Raw genomic sequence first — 14,505 nt, 5'->3', positions numbered from 1 at the left:
TTATACACTCCGTCTTTCCCTACCCTACTCTCTTACTATTTTTATTCCGGATGACGCCGCCCGGGCAGCTACTCCCCCGCCTTCCCGCCCCGCCCCGTACAGCGCGCGCTCCACGGTCGCGTACGAGGCGCCGTGCTCGGCGAGCACGTCCGCCACCACCCCGGGCCGCGTGACGAGCGCCAGCAGCAGGTGCTCCCCGCCGATGAAGCGGTCCCCCCGGCCCACCGCGATGCGCAGGGAGCCCTCCAGAACACCCTTGGCGCCGGCGGTGAGCGGACGGCGTCCGGACCGGCGGCGGCGTCCCCGGCCGTCCTCGGCCAGCGCGCCCTCGCCGTGCTCCTCCTCGATGCGGGCCACGATCTCGCCGACGTCGATACCGAGTCCGGCCAGCGCCTCCGTGTCGGCCTTCGTCAGACCGCCCAGTCGACGGGCCTCGCCGAGCGCCGCTTCCAGGGAGGTCCGGCGGTCGGTGACCCCGAGCGCGGTGAGGGCGAACGCGGCCCGGCCCGATTCCTGGTCCAGCAGGGAGAGCAGCAGGTGCTCCTCGGTGATGCTGTCCTCCCCCGCACTCCGGGAGTGCGTGACGGCTCCGGCGACGGTGGCCCGGGCCTCCTTGGTGAATCGCTCGAACATCAGTTCCTCCCGTACTTCTTGTGCACGGCCTGCCTGCTGACGCCCAGTTCGGCCGCGATCTCCTGCCACGACCAGCCCTTGACGCGGGCGCTTCTGACTTGTACGGCTTCGAGCTGCTCCAGCAGCCGCCGCAGCGCGGCGACGGCCCGCAGCCCGACGCGCGGATCGCGATCCCCGGCACGTGCGGCCAGGTCCGTTGCTTCGGTCATGCTGTCAACATAAGTTGACAAGCCGGAGACGTCAACCCCGGTTGACATGAGAGATCGCCGGGCGGTCCGCGCAAGAGGCGGGGAGACGCGGCGCGTGTCACACCGGCAGCCGGTTGGATCGGGCGGCGGCCGGGCCTAGGGTCGGGGCATGTTCGCCGCCTACGCAGCCCGCATCGACCGTGAGAACCCCCTGTCCGGCCTGGAACTGGGCGAACGCCCCGCTCCCGAGGCCCGGCCCGGCTGGACCACCGTCGAGGTCCGCGCCGCCTCGCTCAACCACCACGACCTCTGGTCGCTGCGCGGAGTGGGCATCACGGAGGACCGCCTGCCGATGATCCTGGGCTGCGACGCGGCCGGCGTCGACGAGGACGGCAACGAGGTCGTGGTGCACTCGGTGATCGGCCAGACGGGTCACGGCGTCGGACCGAAGGAGCCGCGCTCCATCCTGACCGAGCGCTACCAGGGCACCTTCGCCGAACGGGTCGCCGTGCCCTCCTGGAACGTACTGCCCAAGCCGAAGGAACTGAGCTTCGAGCAGGCCGCCTGCCTGCCGACCGCCTGGCTCACCGCGTACCGGATGCTCTTCACCAACGCCGGCGTGCGCCCGGGCGATCGCGTACTCGTCCAGGGCGCGGGCGGCGGGGTCGCCACCGCCGCCATCGTCCTCGGCCGCGCGGCCGGCCTGAGGGTCTACGCGACCAGCCGGGACGAGGCGAAGCGGAAGCGCGCGGTCGAACTGGGCGCCGTCGACGCCTTCGAGCCGGGCGCCCGGCTGCCCGAACGCGTGGACGCCGTCATCGAGACGGTCGGCGCCGCGACCTGGTCCCACTCGGTGAAGTCCCTGCGCCCCGGCGGCACTCTCGTCATCTCCGGCGCCACCAGCGGCGACCGGCCCTCGCACGCCGAGCTGACCAGGATCTTCTTCCTCGAACTCAAGATCGTCGGCTCCACGATGGGCTCCAAGGACGAGTTGGAGGACCTGCTGTCCTTCTGCGCGGCGACCGGCGTGCGGCCCGTGATCGACGCGGTCCTGCCGCTGGACCGGGCCCGCGAGGGCTTCGGACGCATGCTCACGGGCGACCAGTTCGGCAAGATCGTGCTGACCGCCTCCTGATCGCCGGCCCCGGACCGGTACGGACGGGGGACCCTAAGGGGAGGGCGCCACGAATCGTGCTGTGAGCAGGGGCTACAGTCCCTGCTCATGACAAACGAGTCGTGGGCAGGCTGGTACCGGGACCACTTGGGTTCCGACGCGGCCACCGTCTTCGCGGACGGCGGAGTGATCAAGCTGCGCATCCGGGGTGTCGACTTCGAGGGCAAGCGCCTCGACGACCTCCGCCCGGTGGTGGAACCCCTCCCGGACGGCGCTACGTTCGCCCTCGCGGACGGCGCGCTGACGGACTGCGTCCTGGAGTGGGACCAGCCGGTGGCCATAGTCACCGGCGGCGCCGGGGCCGCCGGGGAGACCGAACGACCCGCGACGATGAGCTGCCTCTTCTCCCTGCGCCGCTCGGACCCGGACGTGCACCTCGCCCTGCACCTGGACGGCGCGCTCTACGAATCGGCGCGCGCCGAGCGCGACTTCACGGCCGCCCTGGCCGCGATACGCGGCGCCCTGCCCCAGGACGTCCAGCTACGGGCCCCGGCTCTCTGACCGGCCAGCGCGGTCCGGCCACGGGGTACGGGGCGCGGGGCGCGGGGGTTCGATGGCGGGGGTTCGGGGCGCGGGGTTCCGGGGCGCCGGGTTCCGGGGCCGCGGGTCACAGGGTTCAGGGCGAGAGGGCGCCGAACTCCCGGAAGCCCGCGTTCGTTCCCCGATCTGCCGACAGCGAGGCCAGGTTCCCTTCGCCTGCGAACCGGGGCAGAGTCGCATCATGAAGATCCTGATTCTGGGCGGCACGGAGTTCGTCGGACGGTCCGTCACCGAGGCGGCACTGGCCCGCGGCTGGGACGTCACCATGTTCAACCGGGGCCGCGGGCAGCCCACCCCCGGCGCGGCGGCGCTGCGTGGCGACCGGACGGCGAGAAAGGCCGGTCTGGCGGCGCTGGAAAGCGGCGAGTGGGACGCGGTGGTCGACACCTGGACCGGTGCTCCCGTGGCGGTCCGGGACGCGGCCCGCCTGCTCGCGGACCGGGCCGGCCACTACACGTACGTCTCGACCCGCTCGGTGTACGCGTACCCGACCCCCGCCGGACTGCCGGAGGACGGCCCACTCGTGTCCGGCGCCTCTCCGGACGAGGAGGGGGAGGTCCCGTACCCGCAGGCCAAGCTCGGCGGCGAGCTGGCCGCACTCGACGCCTTCGGCGACCGCGCCCTGCTGGCACGCCCCGGCCTGATCCTCGGCCCGTACGAGAACATCGGCCGGCTCCCGTGGTGGCTGAACCGGATAGCCCGGGGCGGCCCCGTCCTGGCGCCGGGCCCCCACGACAGCCCGCTCCAGTACATCGACGCCCGGGACCTCGCCACGTGGGTGCTGGACGCGGCGGAGCGGGGCCTGCACGGCCCGTACAACACGGTCAGCGAGTCCGGTCACGCCACCCTGGGCGAGCTGCTGGACACCTGCGTCCGGGTCACCGGCTCCGACGCCGAGCTGCGCTGGACCGACCCCGACACCATCCTCGCGGCAGGCGTGGAGCCCTGGACCGAGCTCCCGGTCTGGTTGCCCGCCGGGGAGATGCACGACACGCTCCACCGGGGCGACGTCAGCAAGGCCCTCGCCGCGGGGCTGCGTTGCCGTCCGGTCGACGAGACCGTCGCCGACACCTGGACCTGGCTGAAGTCGGTGGGCGGGGTCGCCCCACAGCGCCCCGACCGGCCCCCGGTCGGCCTCGCCCCGGAGGTGGAGGCCCGCCTGCTGGCGGCAGGCCAAGGGCCTAGCGTGAAGGCATGACCGAACTCCTCCACCTCACCGAACCCGCCCTCTGGGCAGCAGCCCTGCACGACGGTGCCTACACCTGGTCCACCCGGGGCCGCACCCTCCGGCAGGAGGGCTTCATCCACCTCTCCCACCCCCACCAACTGCCCGCCGTCGCCCGCATGCTGTACGGCTCCGAGGAAGTCGAGCTGATCGTCCTGGTCATCGACCCGACCCGCCTCACCGCACCCCTGCGCCACGAGGCCATGGCCGAGGGCGGCGAGGAGTTCCCGCACTTGTACGGCCCGCTGCCGGTGGACGCGGTGGTCGAGGTACGGCCGTGGACCGGGGGCGGGCCGGGCGGAACACCGGCCTGAGAAGGGTGCCGGGGCCCCACCGTCCCGGAGCTCCGGTCAGCGATCCGTACGGGCGGCGACCCGGAAGGCAAGGGCCTTGGTCGGAGTGGCCACGGCACTGTCCCCGTAGGAGGCTGCCGCGCTTCGTCGTTCGAAGGCTCGCTCGCTCGTACAGGGCGAGTTCACCGGACTCGATGACGTCCAGGGAGGATGGAGGCGAGCTCCACGTGGTCCCGCCCACGCGGCCCTACCCATTCAGCGTTGCGGGGAACGGAGTTGATCCCTTCACGGAACTTCGGCACCCTCCACTCGGACCATCGGGACATCGCCCGAGAACAGGGGGACGGCCTGATAGCTTTGGATCTTCTCCGGTTACCCGGACGGAGTTCCCCCGGCAGGTCTTCATGTCTGTCTCCGAGCAGCTCACGGCCACTCTCGATGCCCTGGACCGCGCCTTCGCCTCAGAGGTTCCCTTCCCCGTCACGGGGTGCATGTACTGCTACGACGAGCGGGATTTCACCGAACTCTCCGGGCCGCTGCACCTCATGACCGACGACGTGGTTTCCTCTGTCGCGGCAAAGGTCCCTGATCATTGGGAAGACTTCCCTCGCCTCTACCGTCGCCTCGCCCCGCGCATCATCCGCCTTCTCGTCACGGGCGAGCTCCACATCGACGAGGAGCTCATCGCATCCCGCCTGGTTCAGGCGGGATGGACCACCTGGGACTCGCCCTTGACCGAGGCTCTCCGGGACGTCTGGTCAGCGTGGTGGCAGAGCACGCTGCACACCCACCCCAGCCCCGTGTCCGCCAGGGACTCCCTCAGCGTCATCACGGTGGCCACCAACAGCCTGCGCCCTTGGCTGAACATATGGACCGCGACCCGTACCCCGGCCGCCGACGCGCACTTGGCGGACCTCGTCGACGACGTGATGTTCGAGTGCGAGATCACCGACCTGCGCATGGGCTTCTACGAGGAGTACGACGCCTCTACCGAGTTGCTGGGCTGGCTCCTCTCCGACGTGCGTGACCGTGTCACCGACGCGCGTCTCGACGCCCCCTGTCTCCATGAGCGCCTTCAGCAAACCGCTCAGCGGCCCCGCTGATTCCGCTCCGCCGGCTGCCGCGTTCCCCGAGGAAGAACTCCCGGCGTTCCCTCAAGGAACGCGTCGCACAGGGGGAGTGTCAGCCTGTGCGGCCGGACGAAAAAGACCGCACCCGGCCCGCGTGATGAACGCCATGCACGGCGTCCCGCGGACCGGGTGCGGTCAGTGGGGCGACACGACCCGCGAAGCTCGCGGGCCGGAGGTCCCGACCTGAGATCAGGCCTTCTTGGTCTCCCAGAAGATCTTGTCGATCTCGGCGATCAGGTCCAGAGCCTTCTGGCCCGTGGCCGGGTCGTTCGACGCCTTGGCGGCGGAGAGCGCCTTCAGGGTGTCGTTGACCAGCTGGTGCAGCTGGGGGTACTTCTCGAAGTGCGGGGCCTTGAAGTAGTCGCTCCAGAGCACGGAGACGTGGTGCTTCGCGAGCTCCGCACGCTGCTCCTTGATCAGGACCGAGCGGGTGCGGAAGTCCGCGTCCTCGTTGGCCTGGTACTTGTCCTGGACGGCCTTGACGGACTCCGCCTCGATGCGGGCCTGGGCCGGGTCGTACACACCGCAGGGCAGGTCGCAGTGGGCGCTGACCTTGACCTTGGGGGCAAACAGGCGGGAAAGCATGGAGCGGTCCTTCCTCGTGATCGTCTTCTCAGGTGGGACATTACTCCGTGGAGCACGCCTTTCGGCTAGTGCCCCCATGGGCTTAGGCCAAAAGTCCGGGGTGAGGATGAGCGCCCGAGGCCGAATGTACGAGCGGCGCCCGACACGGTGTACTGGACGCGGACGAACGGACCGGGGAGGTAGCGGAGATGGCGGAGCCTGCGCAGGGGCCCGGAAACGGGCGGGCGGCAGGGGTGCGGTTTCAGGTGGTGGAGGTGACGGGGCCCTCGATGGTGCCGACGCTCTATCACGGCGACCGGCTCCTCGTGCAGTACGGGGCTCCGGTGCGCCCGGGGGACGTGGTGATCCTGCGCCACCCCTTCCAGCAGGATCTGCTGGTGGTGAAGCGGGCCACCGAGCGCCGCCCGGGCGGTTGGTGGGTGCTGGCCGACAACACCCGGCCGTTTCGGCGTCCCGGTGTCAGCGGATCGGCATGCCGGACAGCGTGCGGGCGATCACCAGGCGCTGGATCTCGCTGGTGCCCTCGAAGATGGTGTAGATCGCCGCGTCCCGGTGCATCCGCTCCACCGGGTACTCGCGGGTGAAGCCGTTGCCGCCGAGGATCTGGACGGCCTGGGCGGTGACCTGCTTCGCGGTCTCGCTGGCGTACAGCTTCGACATCGAGCCCTCGGCCGAGGTGAAGGGCTTGTTGGTGGTGGCCATCCAGGAGGCGCGCCAGACCAGCAGCCGGGCGGCGTCGATCCGGGTGCGCATGTCGGCGAGCTGGAAGGCGATGCCCTGGTTGTCGATGATCGGGCGGCCGAACTGGGTGCGGGTCTTGGCGTAGTCGAGGGCGACCTCGTACGCGGCGCGGGCGGTGCCGACCGCCATGGCGCCGACGGCCGGGCGGGACGCCTCGAAGGTGGCCATCGCGGCGTTCTTCACGCGCTCGCCGCCCGACTTCGCCCGCTCGCGGGCGCGGGCCAGGCGCTCGTCGAGCTTCTCCTTGCCGCCGAGCAGGCAGGCTCCGGGGACGCGGACGTCCTCCAGGACCACCTCCGCGGTGTGCGACGCGCGGATGCCGTGCTTCTTGAACTTCTGCCCCTGGGACAGCCCCGGGGTGTTCGGCGGCACGATGAAGGAAGCGTGGCCCTTCGAGCCGAGTTCGGCGTCGACGACGGCCACCACGACGTGGACGTTGGCGATGCCGCCGTTGGTCGCCCAGGTCTTGGTGCCGTTGAGCACCCACTCGTCCTTCGCCGCGTCGTAGACGGCGCGGGTACGCATCGAGGCGACGTCGGAACCGGCGTCGGGCTCGGAGGAGCAGAAGGCGGCGAGCTTGACGTCGTTCGCGTCGCCGTACATCTGCGGAATCCAGGTGCCGATCTGCTCCTCGGTGCCGTTGGCCAGGACGCCCACGGCGGCGAGGCCCGTGCCGACGATCGACAGGGCGATACCCGCGTCGCCCCAGAAGAGCTCCTCCATGGCCACCGGGATGCCGAGGCCGGTGGGGTCGAAGAACTGCTGGGCGTAGAAGTCGAGCGAGTAGATGCCGACCTTGGCCGCCTCCTGGATGACCGGCCAGGGGGTCTCCTCACGCTCGTCCCACTCCGACGCCGCCGGCCGGATCACGTCGGCGGCGAAGCCGTGGAGCCAGTCGCGCACCTGCTTCTGGTCTTCGTTGAGCTCAAGCGTGAACTCGGCCATGTTCCCCTCCATGTACTGCCCGACATCGCGTTACTTACGGTAACAGCAGTCTGTTACCGGCAAGTAGCCGCTGTCAACCGCTCATGGACCGGTCCGCGTCTTTCCGGGGCGGGGTGTTACGTTGCCCGGGCGCGCGCAAAGCGCCAGGCCAGAGGTGTCAGGGGTGGGGAAAGGGCGACAGATGGAGACCGCACGACAGGCAGATCGGCAGCGGACGGCGGCCGAGCAGCGGCGCCGGGAACTGCTGGAGGCAGCCGACCGGGTGGTGCTCAGGGACGGCCCCAGGGCCTCCATGAACGCCATCGCCGCCGAGGCGGGCATCACCAAGCCGATTCTCTACCGCCACTTCGGCGACAAGGGGGGCCTCTACCGCGCCCTCGCGCAACGGCACACCGACGCCCTGCTGGGCAATCTTCGCGCGGCGCTCGACGCGCCCGCCGAACGCCGCCGACGGGTGGAGAACACCCTCGACACCTACCTCGCGGCCATCGAGGCCCGTCCGCAGGTCTACCGCTTCCTGATGCACCCGTCCGACGACGTCCCCGCCCCCGAGCCGGGGTTCGACACCGGCCGCCACTCCGTGCCGCTGCTGCGGCGCCTGGGCGAGGAGCTCGGACGGGTCATCGCCGAGCGGGTGGACCTCGGGGCGGACGGCGAGGAGACGGCCCGGATCTGGGGCCACGGCATCGTCGGGATGATGCACGCGGCGGGCGACTGGTGGCTCGGCGACCGGCCCGTCCCGCGCGAACGCCTGGTGCGCAGCCTCGCCGACCTGCTCTGGGGCCGGCTGGCCGAGGTGGGTGACAAGCCGGGCGCACCCGGCTTCTGAACGCCCCGGGGTCAGTCCCCGGTGGCGGCCCAGGGCGCCCGGCGAGCCTTGCGCAACGCCCGCGCCCGGCGCAGTCCGGTCAGCCGTTCCGTGTAGACCGTGCCGTCCAGGTGGTCGCACTCGTGCTGGAGACAGCGCGCGAACCAACCCGTACCGGTGATCTCCGTCTCCTCGCCGGTGACGGTGCGCCCGCGCACCACCGCCCGGTCGAAGCGCTGGGTGCCCGCCTCGATGCCCGGCAGTGACAGGCACCCCTCCGGGCCGCGTACCGTGATGCCGTCCGCCTCCACCAGCCGGGGGTTGACCACGTGGCCGAGGTGGCGGACATCGTCGTCGTCCGGGCAGTCGTATACGAAGACCCGGAGCGGCACACCGATCTGGTTGGCCGCGAGACCGACCCCCTGGGCCGCGTACATGGTGGCGAACATGTCCTCCACCAGCCGGGTGAGCGAGGGACCGAAATCGGTGACGTCCTCGCAGGCACGGTGGAGGACGGGGTCACCGAGGGTGCTCACGGTACGAATGATTCCGGAACTGCCGGGGATCGGGCGGTTTCGCATGGCCGTAAGGGTACGGTCCGCCTTGACCGCCCAGTTCCGTGGTGCCGCGGTGCGGCCGTCGCGCTGGACATCGATAGGCTGGGCGTGGACCGATGCAAGGAGGATCTAGGACGATGGCAGGCAACACGGAGCCGTTGTCGCCGCGGGCCAAGCTGGCCGTGACGGCGGGCAAGGCCGCGGCGGCGGTGTCGCGCGCGGCGGGGCGCGGCAGCGGATCGGTGATCGGCGGCCGGGTGGCGCTCAAGCTCGACCCCGACCTGCTGGGGCGACTGGCGCAGCACCTGGACGTGATCCTCGTGTCGGCGACGAACGGCAAGACGACCACCACCCGGCTGATCGCCGAGGCACTGCGGGCCGCCGGGCCCGTCGTCTCGAACGCGCTCGGAGCGAACATGCCCGCGGGCATCACCTCGGCCCTGGCCGGTGGATCGGATGCCCGGTTCGGCGTGATCGAGGTCGACGAGAAGTACCTCGCCGGAGTGGCGCGCGACACGACGCCCAAGGCGATCGCACTGCTCAACCTCTCCCGCGACCAGCTCGACCGAGCCGCGGAGACCCGCATGCTGGCCGAGCACTGGCGCGAAGGACTGGCGGGCTCGAAGGCCGTCATCATCGCCAACGCGGACGACCCGCTGATCGTCTGGGCGGCCTCGTCGTCCCAGAACGTGGTGTGGGTGGCGGCCGGGCAGGCGTGGAAGGACGACGCCTGGTCCTGCCCCTCCTGCGGCGGCGTGATGCAGCGGCCCGGTGACGACTGGTTCTGCGGACAGTGCGGCTTCCGCCGTCCCGCGCCGAGCTGGGCGCTCAACGGCGATTACGTGCTCGACCCGCACGGCTCGGCCTGGCCGATCCACCTCCAGCTGCCGGGTCGCGCCAACAGGGCGAACGCGACTTCGTCGGCCGCCGTGGCGGCCGTCTTCGGCGTGCCCCCGCAGGTGGCCCTGGAGCGGATGTACCAGGTACAGGCGGTGGCGGGCCGTTACGACGTGGTCTCGTTCCACAACCGCGAGCTGCGGCTGCTGCTGGCGAAGAACCCGGCCGGCTGGCTGGAGACGTTCTCGCTCATCGACCCCCCGCCGACGCCGGTGATCCTCTCCGTCAACGCGCGCGGCGCGGACGGCACGGACACTTCCTGGCTGTGGGACGTCGACTACACGCAGCTGTCCGGTCACCCGATCTTCGTGCTCGGGGACCGCAAGATGGACCTCGCCGTCCGGCTCGAAGTGGCCGGTCTGGACTTCCGTGTCTGCGAGACCCTGGACGAGGCCGTCCAGCTGGCCCCGCCCGGCCGCATCGAGGTCATCGCCAACTACACCGCCTTCCAGGATCTGCGCCGTCGTGTCGGCAACTGATCCCCGCCAGGGCCTCCGGAGAGGACGAAGCATGAGCAACAACGGTCTGCGTCTGGTCTGGGTCTATCCCGACCTCCTCAGCACCTACGGCGACCAGGGCAACGCCCTCGTCGTCGAGCGGCGGGCACGGCAGCGCGGCCTCGACGTGCAGCGGGTCGACGTACGCAGCGACCAGCCGATCCCCACGTCGGGCGACATCTACCTCATCGGCGGCGGTGAGGACCGGCCGCAGCGGCTGGCGGCGGAGCGGCTGCGCCGCGACGGCGGGCTGAGCCGGGCCGCGTCGAACGGCGCGATCATCTTCTCGGTCTGCGCGGGCTACCAGATCCTGGGCCACGAGTTCATCAACGACCTCGGGGAGCGGGAGCCCGGCCTCGGGCTGCTCGACGTGGTGACGACCCGCGGCGAAGGCGCACGGTGCGTCGGCGACGTACTGGGCGACATCGACCCGAACCTCGGCCTGCCGCCGCTCACCGGTTTCGAGAACCACCAGGGCGTCACCCATCTCGGGCCGACGGCGCGTCCGTTCGCCCGGGTCCGGGTGGGCCGCGGCAACGGCACCGGCGACGGTACCGAGGGCGCGTACAGCGACACCGTGTTCGGGACGTACATGCATGGTCCGGTGCTGGCGCGCAACCCGCTGATCGCCGATCTGCTGCTGAAGCTGGCCCTCGACGTCAACGCACTGCCGCCGGTGAACGACCACTGGTACGAGGCGCTGAGGTCGGAGCGCATCGCCGCGGCGACGCAGCCGGCCTGATGTGTCGGCCTTGTTTCGGCTGAGTTGATTCCGGCTCAACTGAGCGGAGTCCAGCAGGCGGACAGAGGGTTCGGTCCCGCCACCCTGCGCCGGTAGGGTGGCGGGTATTCAGCCGGACGACGCGGTCCGGTCGTCGGCCCACGTTGCAAAGGTTCCTCGGGCAATGCGCATTGGTGTCCTCACGTCCGGCGGCGACTGCCCCGGTCTCAACGCAGTCATCCGCTCCGTAGTGCACCGGGCGGTTGTCGACCACGGCGACGAGGTCATCGGCTTCCACGACGGCTGGCGCGGTCTGCTGGAGTGCGACTACCGCAAGCTCGACCTGGACGCGGTCGGCGGCATCCTGGCGCTCGGCGGCACCATCCTCGGCTCGTCCCGGGTGCAGCCCGCGCATCTGCGCGGTGGCGTGGAGCGGGCCCGGGGCCATGTCGCCGATCTGGGTCTCGACGCGATCATCCCGATCGGCGGCGAAGGCACGCTGAAGGCGGCCAACCTCCTCTCCGAGGCGGGACTGCCGATCGTCGGCGTGCCGAAGACCATCGACAACGACATCGCCTCCACCGACGTCACCTTCGGTTTCGACACGGCCGTGGGTGTGGCCACCGACGCGCTGGACCGGCTGAAGACGACCGCGGAGTCGCACCAGCGGGTGCTGATCGTGGAGGTCATGGGCCGTCACACCGGCTGGATCGCACTGCACTCGGGCATGGCGGCCGGCGCGCACGCCATCGTCGTGCCGGAGCGCCCCTTCCACATCGACGAGCTGACCAGGGTCGTCGGGGAGCGCTTCTCGGCGGGCAAGAAGTTCGCGATCGTGGTGGTCGCCGAGGGCGCCAAGCCGCAGGACGGCACGATGGCCTTCGCCACCGGTTCCGAGGACATCTACGGGCACGAGCGTTTCGCGGGGATAGCGTCCCAGCTCTCGATCGAGCTGGAGCAGCGCCTCGGCAAGGAGGCCCGCCCGGTCATTCTCGGCCATGTCCAGCGCGGTGGTACCCCGACGGCGTACGACCGGGTGCTCGCCACCCGCTTCGGATGGCACGCGGTGGAGGCGGTGCACCGCGGCGAGTTCGGCATGATGACGGCGTTGCAGGGCACGGACATCCGGATGGTGCCGCTGACCTCCGCGGTGGAGACCCTCAAGACCGTTCCGGCAGAGCGGTACGCCGAGGTGGACTGCGTCCTCTGAGCCCCCGCGCTCCCTCCTGTTCCCGCTCCCCCGCTCACGGAGGAGCGGCCACGACACCCCGGGACTGCCCCCGGCCGCGAGTGCGGCCGGGGGCAGTCCTAGTCTGGACCGGACAACCGGCACGAATCGGGGACGTCCCCCAGCAGGAGTGAACAGATGGATCACGGCGGGCACGGCATGAACATGGATCTGCCGCCGTTCACACTGGGCCGCGGGCTCGCGTTCTCGGCAGACCCGTTCTTCCTGGTCGGCTGCCTCGCGGCACTGGCCCTGTACGGCTGGGCCGTGGTGCGGCTGCGGCGGCGTGGGGACGACTGGCCGGTCAACCGGATCGTCTTCTTCGTGATCGGGGTGCTCAGCATCGCCCTGGTGATGTGCACCCGGCTGAACGACTACGGCATGGTCATGTTCAGCGTGCACATGATCCAGCACATGGTGATCAGCATGCTCTCCCCGATCCTGCTGCTGCTGGGCGCGCCGGTGACCCTCGCGCTGCGGGCGCTGCCGGTGGCGGGGAGACGGGGCGCCAAGGGCCCTCGCGAGCTGCTGCTGATGCTGCTGCACAGCCGCTACATGAAGATCATCACGCATCCGGTCTTCACGATCCCGCTCTTCATCGCCAGCCTCTACGCCCTCTACTTCACCCCGCTCTTCGACTTCCTCATGGGCTCGAAGCCGGGTCACCTGGCGATGATGGTGCACTTCCTCGCGGTCGGGCTGGTCTTCTTCTGGCCGATCATGGGGATCGATCCCGGCCCGCACCGGCCGGGCTACGTGATGCGGATGCTGGAGCTCTTCGCGGGGATGCCGTTCCACGCGTTCTTCGGCATCGCCCTGATGATGGCGTCCCAGCCGATGGTGGAGTCGTACAAGCACCCTCCGGCCTCGCTGGGCGTCGACGCGCTGGCCGATCAGAGCTGGGCGGGCGGCATCGCCTGGGCCTTCAGCGAGGTGCCGTCCGTGCTGGTGCTGATCGCGCTGGTCTTCCAGTGGTACCGCTCCGACCAGCGGCTCGCGAAGCGCGAGGACCGGGCGGCGGACCGGGACGGCGACCAGGAGCTGGCGGCGTACAACGCGTATCTGGCCTCTTTGCAGGCGCGCGGACGGTAGCGCGGCACCTGCCTCCGGGGTGACCATGGTCCCAACGGCCGCGCGGCCGACGAGGAGCGTGCGCGCATGTCCGGATCGACGAAGTCCATGGGAGTCATCACCGTCGCGGCCCTGGTGGCGGTGACGGCGTACACGGTGGCGCTGGGGAGCAACGGCTGGCTCTGGTTCGGGTGGGTGGTGCTGGGGCTGTGCACGCTCGGCATGCTCGCCGTCCGGGACGCCTGAACCGGGCCGATGTGGTGTCCCGGTCCGCGTACCCGCCGGCCCGGGCGCCGCACGGCTTACACTGACGGGCCCGCACCACCCGCGTCGGGTGTCCGGCACGAAGCAGCCCGAGGCCGATCCGGCAGAGCGAGGTTCACCCTCCGTGTTCTACTACGTACTGAAGTACGCCGTGTTCGGCCCGCTGCTGCGGCTGCTCTTCCGGCCCCGCATCGAGGGACTCGACCACGTCCCGGCCGAGGGCGCCGCGATCATCGCGGGAAACCACCTGTCCTTCTCGGACCACTTCCTGATGCCCGCCATGCTGAAGCGCCGCATCACCTTCCTGGCGAAGGCGGAGTACTTCACCGGTCCCGGGATCAAGGGGAAGCTGACGGCGGCGTTCTTCCACAGCATCGGCCAGATCCCGGTGGACCGGTCGGGCAAGGAGGCGGGTTCGGCGGCCATCCGTGAAGGGCTCGGGGTCCTCGCCAAGGGCGAGCTGCTCGGCATCTACCCGGAAGGCACCCGCTCGCACGACGGGCGCCTCTACAAGGGCAAGGTCGGGGTCGCGGTGATGGCCATCAGGTCGGGCGTCCCGGTGATCCCCTGCGCGATGGTCGGCACCTTCGAGATCCAGCCGCCCGGGCAGAAGGTACCCAGCATCCGGCAGGTCACGATCCGTTTCGGCGAGCCGCTGGACTTCTCCCGGTACGCCGGGCTGGACAACCAGAAAGCCGCGATCCGGGCGGTCACGGACGAGATCATGTACGCGATCCTGAACCTGTCCGGGCAGGAGTACGTGGACGAGTACGCGGCGAAGGTGAAGGCCGCGGCGTCGAAGCGGCCCGGCCCGCCGGGCGAGGAGCGCTGAGGCCCCCGGGACCTCGGGTCCTGGGGCCTTGCCACGGGGCGGGGCGGGGCGCCCGGTCGCGGGCCGGGGTGCCCGGGTGCGCCGATCGGGACACCCGCCGGGTACCTCGGCTTCCGGATCATCCAGCAGGGCACGGGAATCGAGTTCCAGGTCTACTCGACCCGGGACCGCAAGGA

Annotated in this window: 17 protein-coding genes and 1 pseudogene; 13 read left to right on the top strand and 5 right to left on the bottom strand. The window is 70.7% G+C overall.

The features are described 5' to 3' along the window. Positions 1–24: 24 nt before the first annotated feature. Positions 25–633 (bottom strand): Clp protease N-terminal domain-containing protein, encoded by a 609-nt coding sequence (locus ACWD3D_RS22145; RefSeq protein WP_451462558.1) that lies wholly within the window; start codon positions 631–633, stop codon positions 25–27. Then, positions 633–842 (bottom strand): sigma factor-like helix-turn-helix DNA-binding protein, encoded by a 210-nt coding sequence (locus ACWD3D_RS22140; protein WP_451462557.1) that lies wholly within the window; start codon positions 840–842, stop codon positions 633–635. Before ACWD3D_RS22140 ends, ACWD3D_RS22145 begins: the two co-directional genes overlap by 1 nt. 148 nt (positions 843–990) lie before the next feature. Here ACWD3D_RS22140 and ACWD3D_RS22135 point away from each other — a divergent pair, with 148 nt between their 5' ends. The 5 genes from ACWD3D_RS22135 to ACWD3D_RS22115 all read left to right on the top strand — a co-directional run bounded on the left by ACWD3D_RS22135 (position 991) and on the right by ACWD3D_RS22115 (position 5,156). Beyond that, positions 991–1,956 (top strand): zinc-binding dehydrogenase, encoded by a 966-nt coding sequence (locus tag ACWD3D_RS22135; protein WP_451462556.1) that lies wholly within the window; start codon positions 991–993, stop codon positions 1,954–1,956. Positions 1,957–2,043: 87 nt separating this feature from the next. Then, complete coding sequence (locus tag ACWD3D_RS22130; protein ID WP_451462555.1) at positions 2,044–2,496, top strand: DUF6304 family protein; 453 nt, start codon at positions 2,044–2,046, stop codon at positions 2,494–2,496. A 220-nt stretch (positions 2,497–2,716) separates the two neighbouring features. Beyond that, positions 2,717–3,733: an NAD-dependent epimerase/dehydratase family protein gene (locus tag ACWD3D_RS22125; protein WP_451462554.1), complete on the top strand. Its 1,017-nt coding sequence runs from the start codon at positions 2,717–2,719 to the stop codon at positions 3,731–3,733. Then, positions 3,730–4,074, top strand: coding sequence for a DUF952 domain-containing protein (locus tag ACWD3D_RS22120; RefSeq protein WP_451462553.1), 345 nt, complete (start codon positions 3,730–3,732; stop codon positions 4,072–4,074). The genes ACWD3D_RS22125 and ACWD3D_RS22120 overlap by 4 nt, the downstream gene beginning before the upstream one ends. 383 nt (positions 4,075–4,457) lie before the next feature. Further along, positions 4,458–5,156 (top strand): hypothetical protein, encoded by a 699-nt coding sequence (locus tag ACWD3D_RS22115; protein ID WP_451462552.1) that lies wholly within the window; start codon positions 4,458–4,460, stop codon positions 5,154–5,156. A 216-nt stretch (positions 5,157–5,372) separates the two neighbouring features. Here ACWD3D_RS22115 and sodN read toward each other — a convergent pair whose 3' ends face one another. Next, positions 5,373–5,768: a superoxide dismutase, Ni gene (sodN, locus tag ACWD3D_RS22110; protein ID WP_387371561.1), complete on the bottom strand. Its 396-nt coding sequence runs from the start codon at positions 5,766–5,768 to the stop codon at positions 5,373–5,375. Between the two features lie 188 nt (positions 5,769–5,956). Between sodN and ACWD3D_RS22105 the strand changes: the two are divergent. Beyond that, positions 5,957–6,205, top strand: a pseudogene (locus ACWD3D_RS22105) (S24 family peptidase); the annotation flags it as partial. 22 nt (positions 6,206–6,227) lie between these two features. Here ACWD3D_RS22105 and ACWD3D_RS22100 read toward each other — a convergent pair. Next, on the bottom strand, positions 6,228–7,454 hold the full coding sequence (locus ACWD3D_RS22100) for an acyl-CoA dehydrogenase family protein (RefSeq protein ID WP_451462551.1): 1,227 nt from the start codon (positions 7,452–7,454) through the stop codon (positions 6,228–6,230). Positions 7,455–7,635: 181 nt separating this feature from the next. Here ACWD3D_RS22100 and ACWD3D_RS22095 point away from each other — a divergent pair, with 181 nt between their 5' ends. Further along, positions 7,636–8,283: a TetR family transcriptional regulator gene (locus ACWD3D_RS22095; RefSeq protein WP_451462550.1), complete on the top strand. Its 648-nt coding sequence runs from the start codon at positions 7,636–7,638 to the stop codon at positions 8,281–8,283. Positions 8,284–8,294: 11 nt separating this feature from the next. Here the strand turns inward: ACWD3D_RS22095 and def are convergent, their stop codons facing one another. Next, positions 8,295–8,843 carry a peptide deformylase gene (gene def, locus ACWD3D_RS22090; RefSeq protein ID WP_451462549.1) on the bottom strand — a complete coding sequence of 183 codons (549 nt, stop codon included), beginning with the start codon at positions 8,841–8,843 and terminating at the stop codon, positions 8,295–8,297. A gap of 113 nt (positions 8,844–8,956) precedes the next feature. On the opposite strand from def, the gene ACWD3D_RS22085 reads away from it, so the two are divergent. The 6 genes from ACWD3D_RS22085 (at position 8,957) to ACWD3D_RS22060 (ending at position 14,329) form a co-directional block, all read left to right on the top strand. Continuing rightward, positions 8,957–10,195 (top strand): MurT ligase domain-containing protein, encoded by a 1,239-nt coding sequence (locus tag ACWD3D_RS22085; protein WP_451462548.1) that lies wholly within the window; start codon positions 8,957–8,959, stop codon positions 10,193–10,195. Between the two features lie 31 nt (positions 10,196–10,226). Further along, positions 10,227–10,955: a type 1 glutamine amidotransferase gene (locus ACWD3D_RS22080; protein WP_451462547.1), complete on the top strand. Its 729-nt coding sequence runs from the start codon at positions 10,227–10,229 to the stop codon at positions 10,953–10,955. A gap of 163 nt (positions 10,956–11,118) precedes the next feature. Continuing rightward, entirely contained in the window at positions 11,119–12,144 is a 1,026-nt protein-coding gene (locus tag ACWD3D_RS22075) for a 6-phosphofructokinase (RefSeq protein WP_387374822.1), read from the top strand. A gap of 156 nt (positions 12,145–12,300) precedes the next feature. After that, complete coding sequence (locus ACWD3D_RS22070) at positions 12,301–13,254, top strand: cytochrome c oxidase assembly protein (protein WP_451462546.1); 954 nt, start codon at positions 12,301–12,303, stop codon at positions 13,252–13,254. Positions 13,255–13,320: 66 nt separating this feature from the next. Continuing rightward, positions 13,321–13,479, top strand: a complete 159-nt coding sequence (locus ACWD3D_RS22065) for a hypothetical protein (RefSeq protein WP_327174417.1) — start codon at positions 13,321–13,323, stop codon at positions 13,477–13,479. A 142-nt stretch (positions 13,480–13,621) separates the two neighbouring features. Further along, on the top strand, positions 13,622–14,329 hold the full coding sequence (locus ACWD3D_RS22060) for a lysophospholipid acyltransferase family protein (RefSeq protein WP_451462545.1): 708 nt from the start codon (positions 13,622–13,624) through the stop codon (positions 14,327–14,329). Positions 14,330–14,505: the final 176 nt, after the last annotated feature.

This window comes from Streptomyces sp. NPDC002690 (assembly GCF_053592415.1).
This window is presented reverse-complemented; position numbering and strand designations above follow the sequence as displayed.